General features: G+C 64.2%; 12 protein-coding genes and 1 pseudogene. 8 read left to right on the forward strand and 5 right to left on the reverse strand.

Translation table 11 applies throughout. The features are described 5' to 3' along the window. Positions 1-23: 23 nt before the first annotated feature. A complete protein-coding gene (rho, locus tag DR039_RS05225; RefSeq protein WP_111836330.1) occupies positions 24-2,045 on the forward strand; it encodes a transcription termination factor Rho in 2,022 nt (673 codons plus the stop codon). A 125-nt stretch (positions 2,046-2,170) separates the two neighbouring features. Here the strand turns inward: rho and DR039_RS05230 are convergent, their stop codons facing one another. Beyond that, on the reverse strand, positions 2,171-2,497 hold the full coding sequence (locus DR039_RS05230) for a hypothetical protein (RefSeq protein ID WP_111836331.1): 327 nt from the start codon (positions 2,495-2,497) through the stop codon (positions 2,171-2,173). Between the two features lie 199 nt (positions 2,498-2,696). On the opposite strand from DR039_RS05230, the pseudogene DR039_RS05235 reads away from it, so the two are divergent. From DR039_RS05235 to DR039_RS05260, 6 genes and pseudogenes are all read left to right on the forward strand, one after another. After that, positions 2,697-3,369 (forward strand): annotated as a pseudogene (locus tag DR039_RS05235) (response regulator transcription factor). Next, positions 3,363-4,547 (forward strand): sensor histidine kinase, encoded by a 1,185-nt coding sequence (locus tag DR039_RS05240; protein ID WP_111836332.1) that lies wholly within the window; start codon positions 3,363-3,365, stop codon positions 4,545-4,547. Before DR039_RS05235 ends, DR039_RS05240 begins: the two are co-directional and overlap by 7 nt. A 363-nt stretch (positions 4,548-4,910) precedes the next feature. After that, positions 4,911-5,123 (forward strand): 50S ribosomal protein L31, encoded by a 213-nt coding sequence (rpmE, locus tag DR039_RS05245; RefSeq protein WP_111836333.1) that lies wholly within the window; start codon positions 4,911-4,913, stop codon positions 5,121-5,123. Positions 5,124-5,216: 93 nt separating this feature from the next. After that, complete coding sequence (gene prfA, locus DR039_RS05250) at positions 5,217-6,305, forward strand: peptide chain release factor 1 (protein ID WP_111836334.1); 1,089 nt, start codon at positions 5,217-5,219, stop codon at positions 6,303-6,305. Between the two features lie 47 nt (positions 6,306-6,352). Then, positions 6,353-7,261, forward strand: a complete 909-nt coding sequence (gene prmC / locus DR039_RS05255) for a peptide chain release factor N(5)-glutamine methyltransferase (RefSeq protein WP_407641278.1) — start codon at positions 6,353-6,355, stop codon at positions 7,259-7,261. Positions 7,262-7,406: 145 nt separating this feature from the next. Further along, positions 7,407-8,135 (forward strand): DNA alkylation repair protein, encoded by a 729-nt coding sequence (locus DR039_RS05260; protein WP_229116820.1) that lies wholly within the window; start codon positions 7,407-7,409, stop codon positions 8,133-8,135. A 58-nt stretch (positions 8,136-8,193) separates the two neighbouring features. On the opposite strand, the gene DR039_RS05265 is transcribed toward DR039_RS05260, so the two are convergent. The 4 genes from DR039_RS05265 to DR039_RS05280 form a co-directional block, all read right to left on the reverse strand. Beyond that, positions 8,194-11,772, reverse strand: coding sequence for a proline dehydrogenase family protein (locus tag DR039_RS05265; RefSeq protein WP_111836335.1), 3,579 nt, complete (start codon positions 11,770-11,772; stop codon positions 8,194-8,196). A 157-nt stretch (positions 11,773-11,929) separates the two neighbouring features. Next, positions 11,930-13,435 (reverse strand): sodium/proline symporter PutP, encoded by a 1,506-nt coding sequence (gene putP, locus DR039_RS05270; RefSeq protein ID WP_111836336.1) that lies wholly within the window; start codon positions 13,433-13,435, stop codon positions 11,930-11,932. Between the two features lie 247 nt (positions 13,436-13,682). Beyond that, complete coding sequence (locus DR039_RS05275; RefSeq protein ID WP_111836337.1) at positions 13,683-14,003, reverse strand: type II toxin-antitoxin system PemK/MazF family toxin; 321 nt, start codon at positions 14,001-14,003, stop codon at positions 13,683-13,685. Positions 14,004-14,006: 3 nt separating this feature from the next. Beyond that, a complete protein-coding gene (locus tag DR039_RS05280; protein WP_111836338.1) occupies positions 14,007-14,240 on the reverse strand; it encodes a ribbon-helix-helix domain-containing protein in 234 nt (77 codons plus the stop codon). A gap of 173 nt (positions 14,241-14,413) precedes the next feature. Here DR039_RS05280 and DR039_RS05285 point away from each other — a divergent pair, with 173 nt between their 5' ends. Then, positions 14,414-17,155, forward strand: coding sequence for an ATP-dependent helicase (locus DR039_RS05285; protein ID WP_111836339.1), 2,742 nt, complete (start codon positions 14,414-14,416; stop codon positions 17,153-17,155). Positions 17,156-17,203: the final 48 nt, after the last annotated feature.

Below are 17,203 nucleotides of genomic sequence, written 5' to 3' on the forward strand. Positions count from 1 at the left end.
AGAAGCACACTGTAAGGATCCTCGTGACCGAGACCTCTGCCAACACCGCCTCACTGACCACCATGCGCCTGGCTGACCTCCAAGCACTCGCCGCCAGCATGGGCCTTAAAGGCACCTCCCGCATGCGCAAGAGCGACCTAGTGGCCGCCATCAAGAACGCTCACGGTGGTGCCCCCAAGTCTGAGACTGCCCCGAGTGTTGAGGCCCCCACCCTGACTGAGCCCACGCCCATCGCTGAGCCTTCGGCTAATGCCGCGCCTGCCGTTGAGGCGCCCGCTGAAGCTGTTACCGCAGGGCGCGGACGGCGTCGCCGCGTGACCGCCGCTGCCGGTGCCCCCACGGCCGCCCCCCTCCTGGAATTGCCGGAGCCCCGCGCCGAGCGGGAGGTCAGTGAGGAGGATGCCTCCAGGGCCGAGCGCCGCCAGCGCGGTGAGCGCCCTGACCACTCCGAGCGCCTTGAGCGGAATGAATGGAATGAGCGCGGTGAGCGTCGCCAGCGGGGCGAGGACGGCCAGGGGAGTCGTCAGGAGGGTTCGCGCCGCTCCCGCCGCCGCGCCCAGATTGAGGCGGCTGAGGAGGGCGGCGTCGACCATCAGGATGCCAAGGCTGCGCTTATGCGTGACCTCGCTGACGTCACCGGCACCCCCGTCGTCGAGCACAGTGAGTCTCGCCAGAACCAGCAGCGGGACGACTGGGATGAGGATGGTCGCTCTGGGCGACGCCGTCGGGGTCGTCGTCGTGGCCGTGAGGACCGTCAAAACGGCCAGAACGGCCATAACAACAACCAAAATGGTGGCAACCAGAACAATCAGGACGGTGGCCAGCGTGCCCCCCGGGAGGACGAGGTTCTCCTACCTGTGGCCGGCATTTTGGACGCTTCCGACTCCAACCACGCTTACCTGCGCACCTCCGGCTACCTGCCCGGCCCCAAGGACGTGTACGTCAGCCAGCAGCAGATCAAGAACTACGGTCTGCGCCCTGGTGACGCCATCACCGGCTGGGTTCGTGAGGGTGGGGAGTCCGATCAGCCGCAGCGCAATGCCGGACGCCAGGGTCGCCGCAACCGCCCCTTCCAGCGCGTCAAGTACAACCCGCTGGCCTCGGTGGACACCGTCAACGGCATGGACCCTGAGCGCTCCAAGCGGCGCCCCGACTTCACCAAGCTCACGCCCCTGTACCCCCAGGAGCAGTTGCGCCTGGAGACCACCCCTAAGGCTTTGACCCCGCGCATCATTGACCTGGTCTCGCCCATTGGTAAGGGCCAGCGTGGTCTGATCGTCTCTCCGCCTAAGGCCGGTAAGACGATCGTGCTGCAGCAGATTGCCAACGCCATCGCCATTAACAACCCGGAGGTGCACCTCATGGTGGTGCTCGTGGATGAGCGCCCCGAGGAGGTCACGGATATGCAGCGCACGGTTAAGGGGGAGGTCATCGCCTCCACCTTTGACCGCCCTGCCTCCGATCACACCACCGTGGCCGAGTTGGCTATTGAACGGGCCAAGCGCCTGGTGGAATTGGGACAGGACGTGGTGGTGCTGCTGGACTCCATCACGCGCCTGGGGCGGGCCTACAACCTGGCCGCCCCAGTCAGCGGACGCATTCTTTCCGGTGGTGTGGACGCCGCCGCACTGTATCCGCCTAAGCGATTCTTTGGGGCGGCCCGCAATATTGAGAACGGCGGGAGCTTGACCATTTTGGCCACGGCGCTGGTGGAGACCGGCTCCAAGATGGACGAGGTGATCTTCGAGGAGTTCAAGGGCACCGGCAATATGGAGTTGCGCCTGTCCCGCCAGCTCGCTGAGAAGCGACTCTTCCCAGCTGTGGATGTGGCCGCCTCCTCCACCCGCCGCGAGGAGTTCCTCATTGACCCGGCTCAGCTCAAGATCATGTGGCGTCTACGCCGTTTGTTCACTGGGCTGGAGCAGCAGCAGGCCCTGGAACTGGTGCTTGGCAAACTCAAGGAAACTAACTCCAACGCGGAGTTCCTCATGGTCATCTCCAAGACGACGCCGCAAGGCACCTCCCTGGCTGACGCTGACGACTGAGCGTCCCTGGGCTGCACCGATCGCGCCCGCTTCCACCTGGAACTCAGGCGGAAGCGGGCGCGATCACTTGGTGCTACCGGTGTGGGCCGTGCAGCTCGGTTTCGGCAGGTTTGCGGGCCTGGCGATTAGTGGCCGTGACGTGCGTGGCGGCCACCGCGACCAGCGCCGGTGCCGTCGCAAACCCGGTTGCCGGTGCCATCCCCGCGGCCACAGCGGTTTCCGGTGCCATCACCCGGGCCGTAGCCTTTGCCGGTGCCATTGCAGGTGCCGTCGCAAGTTCCGTTGCCGGTCTGCACCGATACTGCAGGACTCGTGGTCTCTTGCGCCTTCGCATCGACGGTCGCAAGCAGCGGTACCGCTGCCACCGCAATGGCCACCGCTGCCGTCATTGCCCAGGTAGACCACCGAGGCAACCGGGAGACTCCCAGGGTGTGTTCCTTCGTCGTTGTCATGATGTGCTCCTCTCACGCGTCGTCTTCGTCGTCTTCCTTGTGTCCTTTGGGGACACGACTAGTACATCGCTGCCATATGAGGCCCCGGGCGGTGCTCCCGTGAAGACTGTGTGAAGCCAGCACCATGCGCGGTCGCTGCCGGACACACTAGGGCTGTAAGGGGCGGCTGGCAGGAGAAGGAACCGTGCCCTTAGTGCTGGTGGTCGATGATGAGTCCGGCATCCGTCGGGTCCTGCGGGCCTATCTTGAGCGCGATGGCTTCCAAGTCATCGAGTCCGCTGATGGAGCTGGGGCGCTCGCTGAGCTACACGCCAAATCCTTTGATGCCGTTTTGTTGGACATTGGCCTGCCCGATGTCGACGGCCTAGAGGTGATGCGTCGTGCCCGCCAAACGCGCGCCGATCTGCCGATTTTGCTCGTAACCGCTCGGGCTGAGGAGATCGACCTGTTGGTCGGGTTGGGCGCCGGAGCAGACGACCATGTGTCCAAACCTTTCAGCCCCCGAGAGGTGGTGGCTCGGCTGCGCGCCGTGCTGCGTCGCTGTGCGCCGGGTGTGGCGTCCACGCAGGCGCCGCTGCGATTCCCCCACGTCGTTATCGATACCGACCGGCGGGAGGTGCAGCGTGATGGCCTGAAGGTGTCTCTGACTGCGCTGGAATTTGATCTGCTGACCTATCTCTGCGCCAACCCGGGCCGGGTCCTGATGCGCCGCCAACTGCTCGACGCCGTCTGGGGGCCCGGTTGGGGACGAGCGAGTTGTGGACGTGCACATCCGGGCGTTGCGTCGGGCGCTGGATGATGACGCCGCGGCGCCAGAGCTCATTGGCACCAGCCGTGGGGTCGGTTACCGCTATCTGGAGGAGCCATGCTGAGGAGCCTGCGCTCTCGTCTGATTACTAGCCACGCCCTGGTAGCTGTGGTGGCTACTTGCGTGACTTTCGTGGCGGTGCGCCTAGTCGCTCCGGCTGTCCTGTCACGCCACGGGCACGGCACCGGCGCGGGCCGCCGTGGGCCGGGGGAGAAGGCTTCGGCGCGCCAGCAACTGTTGGATACCGTCACGACCTCACTGCTGTTGGGCACGGTGTTGGCCCTGGGGATCGCTGTGACCCTGGGGTGGTGGCTGGCTGTGCGCCTGTCCCGCTCCGTGGAGTCGAGTGCCGCCACCGCCCGGGCCATGGCCGACGGCGACTGGTCGGTGCGCCTGGTGCCACCTCGGGAGAAGGAGCTGGCTGATCTGGCCGCCGCGGTCAATGAGCTCGGGGAACGCCTGGGACGGACTGAGGCCGCGCGGGTGGAGTTGCTGCGCGACGTCGCCCATGAGATGCGTACTCCGATTTCCGTGGTCCGCGCAGACATTGAGGGCATGCTCGATGGGGTGCTTGAGCGCGATGACGCCGAGCTGACGGGAGTGCATTACCAGGTCATGCGCCTGCAGCGCCTGACCGAGGACCTCTCGGCCCTGTCTCGCTCGGATGAGGCGCCAGCGACGCTGCGTTTAGAGGAGGCCGACCTGTCTGAGGTGGGCCTGACGGTGGCGGAGACTTTTCGCTCCCGGGCCACTGAGAAGGGGATTGAGTTGGAGGTCGGCGCAGCCGTGGCGGCTCCGGTACAGCTTGATCCCGACCGGGTGGGCCAGGTGGTCGCCAACCTCATGTCTAATGCCTTGCGGGCCACTCCGCGCGGAGGGCGTGTGAGCGTGAGCGTCAGTGTGGAGGAGCGTTCAGGGCTCCTAACAGGAACCGGAAAGCAGGGAAATCGGGCATCCAGGCCCTCGAAGCCCGGTGGGATTGCGCGGGTAGCGGTGCTCAGGGTTGAGGACACGGGCCGGGGGTTGCGCTCTGAGGAACTGTCCCGGGCTTTTGAGAGGTTCTGGCGCGGACCGGCGGACCGGGCTCAGGAGGGATCGGGCACGGGGATCGGGCTATCCATCGCCCGCGGTATTGCCAGAGCGCACGGAGGCGACTTGATTCTTAGCTCGCCAGGTCCAGGGCGCGGATGCGTCGCTGAACTTATCCTGCCCCAAGGTGAAGTCGCGCAGGAACAGCCCTAAAACGACGCCGTAGGACAGTTCCCTGTGGCAGCGGGATTAGGGCTCGCTACCTACTGCCGTTACGGAACGACGTTGCGAGGGGTGGAGTGTACGAGCCTCTCTGGACCTCTGAGGCGGTAAGTCAGTAGTTAATTTTGAGGTAGTCCTTGATGTGTCCCATAACAATGTGGGTTCTAGTGTGATGCAATGAGAGCGTGATGTGACCGAGGTTACATGCTGGCTTTTGGGGTGCCTGAACTCACCTGCTGGGGCGGGCGGGGCCGTTGTCGGCCGAAGGTGGAGCCGATATCCTCTGCTGTTGGTATCCGGTTCACCTGCGCGGACCCGTGTGGGACCCGGGACCCTCTGAAGCTAGGAGACACCATGAAGCAGGGGATTCACCCCGATTACGTGGCCACCACGGTCACGTGCACCTGCGGCAACACTTTCGAGACCAACTCCACGGCCACCTCCGGTGAGATTCGCGTGGACGTCTGCTCCGAATGCCACCCCTTCTACACCGGCAAGCAGAAGATTCTTGACACCGGTGGTCGCGTGGCCCGCTTTGAGGCCCGCTACGGCAAGCGCGGTAAGTAAGCATCCTGCCCGACGCCGACGGATGGTCCCCGGACCGCCGTCGGCGTCGTCGCGTTCCCACCAACCAGCATCCACCGGTCACAGGAGACGAGCATGAGCGAGGACTTCGCCGCCGCCACCCCGATGCTCGCCGAGCACGCCCAAATCGAACGCGAGATGGCCGACCCCGCCGTCGCCTCCGACCCTGGTGCCCTGCGCCGCCTGGGACGCCGCTACGCCGAGCTAGGCCGCGTCGTAGCCGCGCACCGCAGCTGGGCTCAAGCCGCCGCCGACGCCGCTGACGCCCGTGAACTCGCCGCCGAGGACCCTGACTTTGCTGCCGAGCTGCCCGCCCTAGAGGCTGCTGAGGCTGCCGCCGCCGAGCACCTGCGTGAGGTCCTCATCCCCCGTGACCCCGACGATGCCCGCGACGTCATCATTGAAGTCAAAGCCGGCGAGGGAGGTGAGGAGTCCGCACTCTTTGCCGCCGACCTGGCCCGCATGTACACCCGCTACGCCGAGCGGCAGGGCTGGGCCGTGGAGGTCATGGACTCCACCGACTCCGACCTGGGCGGTTACAAAGACCTGCGCCTAGCCATCAAGTCCCGCACCGCGCCCGAGCCTCAGGACGGCGTGTGGGCGCATCTGAAATATGAGGGGGGCGTGCACCGCGTCCAGCGGGTTCCCGTCACCGAGAGTCAGGGCCGTATCCACACCTCCGCCGCCGGAGTGTTGGTAATGCCGGAGGTGGACGACCCCGGTGAGTTGGAAATCGACCCCAATGATCTGCGTATTGACGTCTTCCGCTCCTCCGGTCCGGGCGGCCAGTCCGTAAACACCACTGATTCCGCCGTGCGCATCACCCACCTGCCCACCGGCATCGTCGTGTCCATGCAAAACGAGAAATCCCAACTGCAGAACAAGGAGGCGGCACTGCGGGTCCTTCGCGCCCGCCTCTTGGCTGAGCGCGCCGCCGCCGCCGAGGCTGAGGCTAGCGCCGCCCGCCGCTCCCAGGTACGCACCGTGGACCGCTCCGAGCGCATCCGCACCTACAACTTCCCTGAGAACCGGATCGCCGACCACCGCACCGGCTACAAGGCCTACAACTTGGACGCTGTGCTTGACGGCGACCTTGGCCCAGTGATCGCCTCAGCCATTGCCATGGACGAGGCGGAGCGAATGGCCGCCGTCGGAGACCAGTAGTGGCGGATAAGCCAAGGAGCGGTTGGGCTAAAGAGCTGCAACTGGAGTTGGCACAGGCGCTCGCGCGGCTTTGGGACGGCCTGCGAGCCCAGCCGCTTGACCGCTACGCCTTCCGCCGCTTGGTCCGCGAGGCCAGCCAGATCTTGGGGGAGGCGGGAGTCAGCTCGCCAGGAAATGACGCGCGCGTATTGGCTGAGTTGGTTGTTGGCACTTCTCTGGTGAGGTGTGAGGGGGCTAGCGAGCAGCAGGCTGGCCGTTTCTTGGACCTAGTTGAGCGGCGGGCGGCTCGTGAGCCTTTGCAGCATCTGACGGGGCGTATGTGGTTCCGGGGGCTGGAATTGGAGGCCCGTCCGGGGGTGTTCATCGTTCGCCCGGAAACTGAGGTGGTGGCTGGGGTGGCCATTGACGCTGCTCGCCGCGCGCTAGCTGCCAGGGTGGGGCAGGTGCCGCTTGCCGTCGATCTATGCACTGGCTCTGGGGCGATTGCTGCCGCCTTGGCTACGGAGGTGCCTAGTGCCCGAGTGCTGGCGGTAGAGCTAGACGCCGTCGCCCTCGCACTGGCACGAACCAATTGCGAACACTTGGTGCCTGGCCGCGTGGAGTTCCTGCAGGCTGATGCCACCGCGCCTGGCACGTTGGCTCAGTTGGATGGCACGGCGGACGTCGTCGTGAGTAACCCGCCTTATGTGCCCGCCGGAGCTTTGGAAGACGTGGAGACGCAGCAGCACGACCCGGCGCTGGCGCTGTTCGGTGGGGGAGCTGATGGACTGAGCGTGCCGGTGGGGGTGGTGACCCGGGCAGCAAGCTTGTTGCGCCCCGGCGGGGTACTGGTCATGGAGCACGACGCCGGGCAGGGAGCAGCCCTGCGGCAGGCGGCTATGGACGCGGGGCTCACAGAAGCGCGGACCGGCCAGGATCTCACGGGCCGAGACCGCTACCTGCAGGCCTGGCGCTGAGGCCGGCGACCGCCTGCGTGCCATCGAGAACGCTGGGCTAGCCACCAGGGTGATTCTGGGGGCCGACGCGGGTCGCGGCCAACGCGGGCGGCGGTCTGCCTCCGGCTGCTTCCTTTGGCTGTGACAGCACCGCTAGCGTTGGCTCATGTCAGAGATGAATGCAGCAGTCACCTCCAGCGTTAGCGACGACGAGCGCGGCGCCTTTCTCGCGGAGCTGCGTGCTGCGCTCGCGGCGGCTGGTGACCCGCAGCGGGCTGTGCAGCAGCGCCAGTACCTCAAGTCGGAGATGCCGATGTACGGGGTGGGTGTGCCTGAGACTCGCAAGATCGCGCAGACCACCGCCAAGGCACACCCGGCGCTGTGGCAGGACGCCAGCAGCTGGGAGGGGACGCTGCGTGAGCTTTGGGATCAGGCTGGTTACCGTGAGGAGCGCTTCGCAGCCTTGGCGGTGATTCGCTCCAGGCTCTCGGCGGTGCAGGCCAGCCGGGTGGAGTCCTTGGGCCTGTATGAGCATCTGCTGCGCAGTGGCCAGTGGTGGGACCTGGTGGACGAGACCAGCCATGCGGTTGGCCTGGTGCTGTTGGAGCACCCGGAGCAAGCTTCAGCCATGCGCCTTTGGGCTCGCGACGCCGACTTGTGGGTGCGCCGCAGCTCGATCATTTGCCAGCTTCAGCATAAGGAACGCACGAACCTGGAGCTGTTGACCGAAGTCATTGAAGTCAACCAGGACGATGGTGAGTTCTTTATCCGCAAGGCCATTGGCTGGGCGCTGCGTGACTACGCCCGCACGGGCCCCAACTGGGTGCGCAATTTTGTGGAGACGCACCCAGGCCTGTCACCACTAAGCCGCCGCGAGGCCCTCAAGCATCTTTGAGAGCCTTGGAGAGGCAGGGAAACATATGGATTTCGCCAAGGACGCGGGATGCAACGGATCACTTCGCCAGCACCTCCTTCGTCAGCGGAGTCCTGTTGCCGAAGCGGTGGTTGGTGATAGAGACGGCCTGCTCGTGGACGAAGGGCAGGATCTCGATGCGGCCAGCATTCGTAACCGGGCCGTCCCAAACAGCCACATCAATCGAACCCTTGACGGCACGGCGCAGAGCATCACCGTCCTCCCCAATGACTCGCACGCGCTCATCCAAACCGCAGCCCTCCTTGACCAGACGCGCAGCAAACTCGGAGGCAGACTCAACCGTCGTTAGAACCCCATACTCATCCAACAAGGCCTGAACTGTCGCAGGCAGCGGCGTCGCCACAGAAAGGTCAAGCTCCTGCGGCACCCAACCGCCACCAGATAGCACGCGCGCCAAACCGCCGAACTCGCCAGAGTCGGATCCAGAACCTGAACCGACCCCCTCAAACTCGCCCACAGCCAAAGCCGCCGAAATCACGCGCAATACGTCTGCGAGCGTGGCATCCACTCCTGCCCGAATAGTGACCGGCGTAGGGATATAACGCAACAAGTTCCGTTCAACCGACACCCCACTCGGATCATGCAGAACATCAAACTCTGCAGCACAAGCTTTCTCATCTGAGGCAACCGCAGCAGTGAAAACACGCAAGTCATCCGGAGGCAACACCGAGGCGCCCGTCTTCAACAGTGCCCGGAGCTGTGGCTTAGACACCCCCGCATCGCCAAACTCATCAGGTAAGGGTGCGGGCGCAAATGAGCCAAAGCCAAACAGATAGTTCGGGCCGCCTGCCTTCGCACCCTCGCCAACCACCGAACGCTTCCACCCACCAAAAGGCTGACGACGCACAATAGCGCCAGTAATTCCACGGTTCACATACACATTGCCCGCCTGAACACTGTTCAGCCACAAGTTGATCTCATCGGCGTCCAAGGAATGCAAGCCAGCAGTTAGGCCATAAGCGGTCAAGTTCTGCGCCTGGATCGCCTCCTCCAAGGTATCCACCCGCATAATGCCCAGGATCGGCCCAAAGTACTCGACCAGGTGATACTCCGAACCCACCTGCACGCCCGCGCGAATACCCGGGCTCCACAACCGGCCACTGTCATCCAGGCGGCGCGGCTCCAAAGTCCAATGCTCACCCTGCGCCAAGCTCGTCAATCCCGCCAGCAGCTTTTCACCCGGCGGCGTCGACAAGGGCCCTACCTGCGCCGACAGGTCGTCGGCCCACGCCACATGCAAAGAACGCGTCGCATCCAACAACTGGTTATGCACGCGCTTCGACAAGCCCACCGACCCCACCAGGATCACATAGGAACAAGCCGAACACTTCTGCCCAGCGTGCCCAAAAGCAGACTGCACCACATCCTTGACCGCCAAGTCCAGGTCAGCTGAAGGCGTGATGATAATCGAGTTCTTCCCCGAGGTCTCCGCCATAATCCGCAGAGTCGGATCCCAAGACCTGAACAGTTCCGCCGTCTCCGCCCCACCCGTAAGCACCACGGTGCCCACCTTCGGATGCGTGATCAACTCCTTGCCAAGCTCCCGCTCACCGATCGACACCAAAGCCAATACCTCGCGCGGCACCCCCGCTGCCCACAAACACTCCGCCACCAGCGCACCACAACGCTTAGACGCCCCTGCAGGTTTAAAGACCACACCCGAACCTGCCGCCAAAGCGGCCAGCACGCCGCCAGCAGGAATGGCAATCGGGAAATTCCACGGTGGCGTCACCACCGTGACCCGCAAAGGCGTAAACACGGCTCCCTCCACAGCCTCCAAAGCCCGGGCCTGCTCCGCGTAATAGTGCGCAAAGTCAATCGCCTCAGAGACCTCAACATCCGCTTGATCCAGGCCCTTGCCCAACTCCGAGCCAGCCACCTCGATCAGTTCGGCGCGCCGCCGTCCCATCTCCACACCAGCCCGGTGCAAGATCTCCGCCCGCTGCGCAGCAGGCAAGGCCGCCCACTTAGCTGCAGCCGCATCCACCGCGTCCACAATCCCGGACAATTCAGATGCAGAATGCACAGCGGCTGCCTCAATCGTCTCCACACCCAAGGTGGATGAAGGCACCCGTGCCGCAATGGCGCGCGCCCACTCGCGGTTTGCTGGCAGTGCCGGGTCCGAATCTGGCGTGTTGTCGAACTTCCACGCACCCGCAGCAGATCGCACCGGCGCAGAAATCTCGGAAACCGATTCGGTGAGACGGTTTTGCTTACGGTTTGGCCCACACCGGCCCGTCCCTTCCGCCTGCATTTGCGCAATCGCAGCCAAGAACCGCGCCTTCTCCTTAGCGAAAGACTCCTCAGAAGACCCAATATCAAAGATCGAGGACATGAAGTTTTCATCCGCCGCGTTCTCTTCCAAACGGCGCACCAGATAAGCGATCGCGACGTCGTACTCCTCCGGGTTCACCACCGGCACGTACAGCAGCAGCCGGCCCACATCCTCACGGATCGCAGCGGCCTGCTGAGTGGCCATGCCTGACAGCATCTCGATTTCCACCCCGCCGGTCACTCCGCGCTCCTTAGCGAGCTCCCACGCAGCCGCCACTGTGAACAGGTTGTGACCCGCAACCCCCAGGCGCACATTCGCGATGCGCTCCGGCGTCATAGACCACTCCAACAGGCGCAGGTAGTTCGCATCCGTGGCCTGGCGCGATTCCCACGTCGTCAACTCCCAACCGTGCATTAGCGCATCCACCCGCTCCATGGCCAAGTTTGCTCCCTTGACCACACGGACCTTGATCCCCGCACCGCCCCGCGCCCGCCGGGCTGCCGACCACGCCTGCAGGTCTTTCATGGCGTCCAAAGTGTCTGGCAGGTAGGTCTGCAGGACTATCCCCGCCTCCAGGTTCAGCAACTCTGGGCGATCCAAGATCTGCTTAAAGACGTCGATCGTCAGGTTGAGGTCGCGGTACTCCTCCATATCCAAATTGATGAACTTGTCGCCCGAGCGCGCCGCATACTGGTACAGCGGCAGCAGTTGTGACACCGCGTGCTCAACCACCTGCTCATAGCCCCACGGGTTATGTGGGCCAGTCACCGCCGACACCTTCAGCGACACGTAGTCCACATCTGGGCGCTCCAACAGTTCGCGCGTGGCCGCCAGGCGTTTGCCCGCTTCAGCATCGCCCAGAACCGCCTCGCCCAGCAGGTTCATATTCAGGCGCGCGCCCTCGGACTTGAGTCGCTTGATCGCCGGCCCCAGCTTGGCATCAGTAACGTCTACCACTAGGTCGCCGACGATGCGCGCAAAGAACTTGCGCGCCACTGGCACGGAAAGCTTCGGCAGAACGCGGCTGACCTTGCCGCCCACCAGGGCGGGCGTGCGCAGGTACCACGGTAGGAAGGCCGGATTCTTGTCCCCGATCTCGCCTAAGTGCTGGGCTGCTACCTGTGAATCCTCTGGGCGGATCACCCCGTCAACAAAGGACACCGTGTAGTCCAGACCTGCCTCGTCTGCGAGAATCCTCGCCAGCAGTTTTGCCGCTGGATCAATCGGGTACTTGGTCGACGACGTCGCCCACCCTTGGGCTGTTTTCACTGCGCGCTCGACGATGGTCTCGAAGTCGGTCGGATTGGCTGATGCGGAGCTCATTGTATTTCCTCTGGTACGTCTCGTAACCGGGCTAGGTGAAGTCAATGACGAGGGTGGGGATAAACAGGGTAGCCCCGCCTCCATCAATAAAGAACTGGTTGGGTTGAGGATTGTGAAGAGCGCAGGCCTGACGCTTATAGGCCCTTGGGGCGGGCGGTCACAGGCCCTTAGTGTGGGCCACCGTCTGGTCGAATTCGTGCTCAATCTCGGGATTCACGGTGTGGGTCATATTAGACACAAACACCGCGGCGATCAGATTGAAAATGAAGCCGGGCAGAATCTCATACAAATCGAAGATGCCAGCAGGGCCACCCGAGATATTGCCCCACACGGCTACGGTGACCGCGCCCACCAACATCCCCGCAATTGCCCCCTGCGCCGTCAGCTTGCGCCAGAACAAGGCAAGAATGACGACAGGGCCGAAGGAAGCACCAAAGCCCGCCCAAGCGAAGGCCACCAGGCCCAAGATCGTGTCCGAACGCTGCCACGCCAGCGCTGCAGCCACCACGGACACCGAGGCCACCGCTACCCGACCGGCCAAGACGCCGTCGCGGTCCGCCAGGGTCTTCTTAGTGACCGCCCGGTAGATGTCCTCCACCAGAGCTGATGAAGTCACCAGCAATTGGCTGGAAATCGTTGACATGATGGCTGCTAGAATCGCCGCCAGCATGAAGCCCGCAATGAATGGGTGGAACAAGAGCTGACCCAGAGCGATGAACACGCCCTCCGGATCCGGCAATTGCTTGGTGTCGTGCTTGAAAATAGCCACGCCCGCAATGGCGGTCATGCCCGCGCCAACCACTGCCAGGATCATCCAGCCAATGCCGATCCGCCTGCCCGCCTTGGCTTCAGAGGCGCTGCGCAGAGCCATGAAACGCACAATGATGTGCGGCTGACCAAAGTAACCCAGGCCCCAAGCCAAGGCTGAGATAATGCTCAGGATTGCAGGCCAAGACAGGGTATTAGCGCCGCCTGTCATGGAGAAGATATTGGGGTTGATCTCGGTGATGATCTTCGTCATTTCCCCAATGCCACCAACGTGCACGATCGCGACGATCGGCACCATGATTAGCGCCGTGACCATCATCAAGCCCTGCACGACGTCGGTCCAAGACACCGCTAGGAAACCACCCACCAGCGTGTACAAGACCGTGATTGCAGCAACGATCGTCATGCCTAGCCTGTAGTCGACGCCGAAGGAAGACTCAAAAAACACGCCGCCAGCCACCATTCCGGAGGACACATAGAAGGTGAAGAACACCGTGATGACAATGCCCGCCGTGATGCGCACAAAATTTGAGGCGTCGCGCACCCGCGTGCCCAGGAACGAGGGCACCGTGATGGCATTGCCCGCGATCTGGGAGTAGGCGCGCAGCCGGGGGGCCGTGTACTTCCAGTTGAGCCAGGCGCCGACCGTCAGACCGATGGCAATCCACGACTCAATGAGCCCATTGAGATAGAGGGCGCCCGGTAAGCCCATGAGGAGCCAGCCGGACATATCCGAGGCGCCCGCCGACAGTGCGGCCACGCCCGGGCCCAGGCCGCGTCCACCGAGCATGTAGTCGTCTAGGTTGCTGGTGCGGTTGTAGGCAAAAAGCCCAATTGCAATCATCGCAACCAGATAGATGATCATTGCGATGGCTTGGTAAGTCACGTCTGACATGTGTTGCCCTTCTCTGTGGCACGGCATCAAGCGGTGGCAAGGAGACGACGTCGTGCTCAGCCAGCTGTGGCGATCAACGCATCGCCAACTAGGGGTGAGGCACCATTGCCGACAGTGACGAGCATAACATAAGTAGGACCTTGGGCTCAGGTGAGCTAGCGTCCACTGGCGGCTCTCGGCGCTCCGCTGGCCGGGCTAGTTAGGTTCTAGATCCGCCCAGCCACCGTAGCCGCGGCCAGTTCGCACACTAGAAGTGGTTTCCGAGGGGAAGGTCTAGGTCAAAAGCCAAGATCAGGGCCTGGGCGAGCACTTGCTCCTGGTCTGCCGTGAGGTAGCCAATGGTGCGTCCAAGGCACCTTGTGGGCAGCGTCGTGATGTTGTCCATCGAGGCGACGCAGTCCTGGTCCAATCCGTTGCGCAGCCCCAGTGGAAGTTCGCTGCTAAGGCCCTTGATCGTGGTGGTAATCGGGGCGACGGTCACCTTAGTCATGGCGCCACGTGCACGCTCACGAGTGAGAACCAGGACTGGGCGAGTCTTGTCCAAGTTGGCCAGCACTATCTCCCGCACAGCTCAATCCTCAAGGCTAGCGGTCCTAGCGGTCCATTCGACCAGAGCATCCAGATCGTCCTGCGGGCCGACACTTGCGAGGATATGCGCATCCTCGGCTGCAGTGCGCTCTCGTCGCTCACGTTCCAAAGCCCGATTGACTACTACGGCGCGGCTAGGGGCTTCACCGCGGGCCACAAGGTCATCCAGGAAGGAGACCAGGTCCTCCGGCAGGCGAACGGCGATCTGAGTGCTCATATTCGTGAGTCTACCCAATTGCATCCCACAATGGGATGCAACAGTGTGGCGGGCCTCAACCGTAAGTTTCGGTAGCTCATTTCGGTAGCTCACGCCTGCACTGCCCTCGAACTCGCCTCGCCTGCCAGGCAGCGTCGTGAAGCGCTGCGGACTGTCCTAGGGTTGGCTCCAGTATGAACGCGACTAACTCCCTCTTCGGCGCCCTGCCCATGCCCGGCCAACGCAGTTCCGAGCACACCCCTCCCGCCGCCCCAGACGCACCGCTCATCGCGGGCACATCCCTAGCCCGCTGGGGCCGCGAGGCAAATCTCAAGGTCTCCGACCCCGCCGAGCTAACCCACGGACTGAACCCCCAGCAGGCCGCCGCCGTCAATCACGCAGGCGCGCCCCTGCTGATCATCGCGGGAGCGGGTTCCGGCAAGACCCGCGTGCTGACTCATCGCATCGCCTACCTGCTGGCCACTGGTCGGGCTCGCGCAGGCGAGGTCCTAGCCATCACCTTCACCAACAAAGCCGCCGCAGAAATGCGCGAGCGGGTCACCGCCCTGGTGGGCCCGCCCGGACAGCACATGTGGGTCTCCACCTTCCACTCCGCCTGCGTGCGGATCCTGCGCCGCGAACACGAGGCCGCTAGCCTGCGCTCCACCTTCTCCATCTACGATGCCGCCGACTCCCAGCGCCTCATCACCCTGGTGGTTAAAGAACTAGGAATTGACCCTAAGCGCTTCACCCCCAAGGCCTTCGCCCACCGTATCTCCGACCTGAAGAATGAGCTGATCGCCCCAGGCAGCTTCGCGGAGCGGGCCATCACCTCCAACCCCTTTGAACGGCACCTGGTGGAGGTCTACCGCGCCTACCAGCAGCGGCTGGGGGCCGCCAATGCCCTGGACTTTGACGACATCATCATGCGCACAGTCCAGCTCCTCCAATCCCGCCCCGCCGTCGCCGAGCTGTACCGACGTCGCTTCCGCCACATCCTGGTGGACGAGTACCAGGACACCAACCACGCCCAGTACGTGTTGGTGCGTGAACTCGTCGGCGGGCCCGGTACCTCCGGCGCAGGCAGCGCCCTGCCCCCGGGGGAACTCACCGTAGTGGGCGACTCGGACCAGTCCATCTACGCCTTCCGGGGCGCCACCATCCGCAATATTGAGGAGTTCGAGCAGGACTACCCCAGTGTCCGCACCATCCTGTTGGAACAGAACTACCGCTCCACTCAGAACATTCTGGACGCCGCCAACTCCGTAATCGCCCGCAACACCGGGCGTCGTCCCAAGCGCCTGTTCACCGACTCCGGTGCAGGTGCCCCCATCACCGGTTACGTGGCCGACTCCGAATACGACGAGGCCCGCTGGATCTCCACGGAAATCGACCGCCTAGCTGACATGGAGGGCACTCGCCCGCGCGACGTCGCCGTCTTCTACCGCACCAACGCCCAATCCCGGGCCCTGGAGGAGGCCTTCCTGCGTTCCGGCCAGCCCTACAGGGTGGTGGGCGGCACGCGCTTCTACGAGCGCCGTGAGGTCAAGGACGCCATCGCTTACCTGCGCGCCGTGGACAACCCCGACGACGACGTCTCCCTGCGCCGCATTCTCAACGTCCCCAAGCGGGGCCTGGGTGACAAGGCCGAGTCCGCCTTGGCTGAGCACGCCGCCCGCTACGGCGTCTCCTTCGGGCAGGCGGTGGCTGACGCCGCCGGGGCTCCCCGCCCGATAGCTGCTGACAGTGGGACTGAGGCCGCTGGAGAGGCAGAACCTCCCGCAGTAGAAGGCCTAGCCACCCGCGCCCGCACCCAGGTAACCGCCTTCCATGAGCTGCTCACTTCCCTGCGCCACCAGATAGCAGCGGGCGACGGCGTAGCTGAAGTGCTGGACTCGGCCCTGGATGCCTCCGGCTACCTAGCTGAGCTGCGCGCTAGCGACGACCCACAGGACGCCACTCGCGTGGAAAACCTGGCTGAGCTGCACTCTGTGGCCAGTGACTTCCAGGCTGCCAACCCCGACGGCACCCTGGCTGACTTCCTGGAGCGCGTCAGCCTGGTGGCCGATTCCGACCAACTCCCGGATGCCGCCGATCTGGCTGCCATGAGTGAGGCGGAAGCGGCGGCGGCACAGCAAGCTGCCGACGCTGGGCAGGTCACCCTGATGACGGTCCACACCGCTAAGGGCCTGGAGTTCCCCGTGGTCTTTGTAACCGGCATGGAAGACGGCACCTTCCCACACTCCCGCTCCCTGGGGGAGGAGACCGAGCTGGCGGAAGAACGGCGCCTGGCCTACGTGGCCCTGACCCGCGCCCGCGAGCGCCTCTACGTTACGCGCGCGGCTGTGCGCTCCGCCTGGGGGGCGGCCAGCGCTATGCCCGCTTCACGCTTTCTGGACGACATTCCTGCTGAGACCATGGATTGGAAGCGCCTGGCCTCCTCCACTGATGCCCTGCGCGGCGACTCCACTGGTTGGGGCAGTTCCTGGGGCGACGGTGGCTTCGGTGCGGGCCGCAGCAGCTCTGGCCGACGTGCGGGCGGCTCTGGTTACAGTGAGGATGACGATTTTGCGCCGCCTATCGGCGGAGGCTCGCGCACCGGCAAACTCGGGCGCTTGGAGACCGCCAAGGATCGGGCTGAGGCGCGCCGTGCCAAGCGTCTGGAGGCCCGAGGCAAGGCGATGCGCTTGGATGGCTCTGCTGCCCCGGCCACCGCAACCAGCAGCTCCGCGACGCCGTCGGCAGGCGAGGGCCAGGCAGGCGCGCAGCAGTTCCGGGTAGGGGACCGCGTGCGGCACGAGACCTACGGTGAGGGCACAGTTACGGGCCTGGAGACGCGCGGGCGCGCCCCGGTGGTGCATGTCGAGTTCATTCTCGACGGCGTCGCCGCCACCAAGCGCCTCATGGTTGGCTTCGCGAAATTCGAGAAGCTCTGAGTCTGGGCTGGTGCGGGCCAGCCTCAAAGGCTGTGGCAGCCCGGTTGC

It is taken from the genome of Actinomyces bovis (assembly GCF_900444995.1).
Classification (GTDB): Bacteria; Actinomycetota; Actinomycetes; order Actinomycetales; family Actinomycetaceae; genus Actinomyces; species Actinomyces bovis.

Bases quoted from the DNA above. Each gene is read 5' to 3' on its own strand.
- DR039_RS05230 (WP_111836331.1), bottom strand. From the start codon at position 2,497: ATGACAACGACGAAGGAACACACCCTGGGAGTCTCCCGGTTGCCTCGG.
- DR039_RS05240 (WP_111836332.1), top strand. From the start codon at position 3,363: ATGCTGAGGAGCCTGCGCTCTCGTCTGATTACTAGCCACGCCCTGGTA.
- rpmE (WP_111836333.1), top strand. From the start codon at position 4,911: ATGAAGCAGGGGATTCACCCCGATTACGTGGCCACCACGGTCACGTGC.
- prfA (WP_111836334.1), top strand. From the start codon at position 5,217: ATGAGCGAGGACTTCGCCGCCGCCACCCCGATGCTCGCCGAGCACGCC.
- DR039_RS05260 (WP_229116820.1), top strand. From the start codon at position 7,407: ATGTCAGAGATGAATGCAGCAGTCACCTCCAGCGTTAGCGACGACGAG.
- DR039_RS05265 (WP_111836335.1), bottom strand. From the start codon at position 11,772: ATGAGCTCCGCATCAGCCAATCCGACCGACTTCGAGACCATCGTCGAG.
- putP (WP_111836336.1), bottom strand. From the start codon at position 13,435: ATGTCAGACGTGACTTACCAAGCCATCGCAATGATCATCTATCTGGTT.
- DR039_RS05280 (WP_111836338.1), bottom strand. From the start codon at position 14,240: ATGAGCACTCAGATCGCCGTTCGCCTGCCGGAGGACCTGGTCTCCTTC.
- DR039_RS05285 (WP_111836339.1), top strand. From the start codon at position 14,414: ATGAACGCGACTAACTCCCTCTTCGGCGCCCTGCCCATGCCCGGCCAA.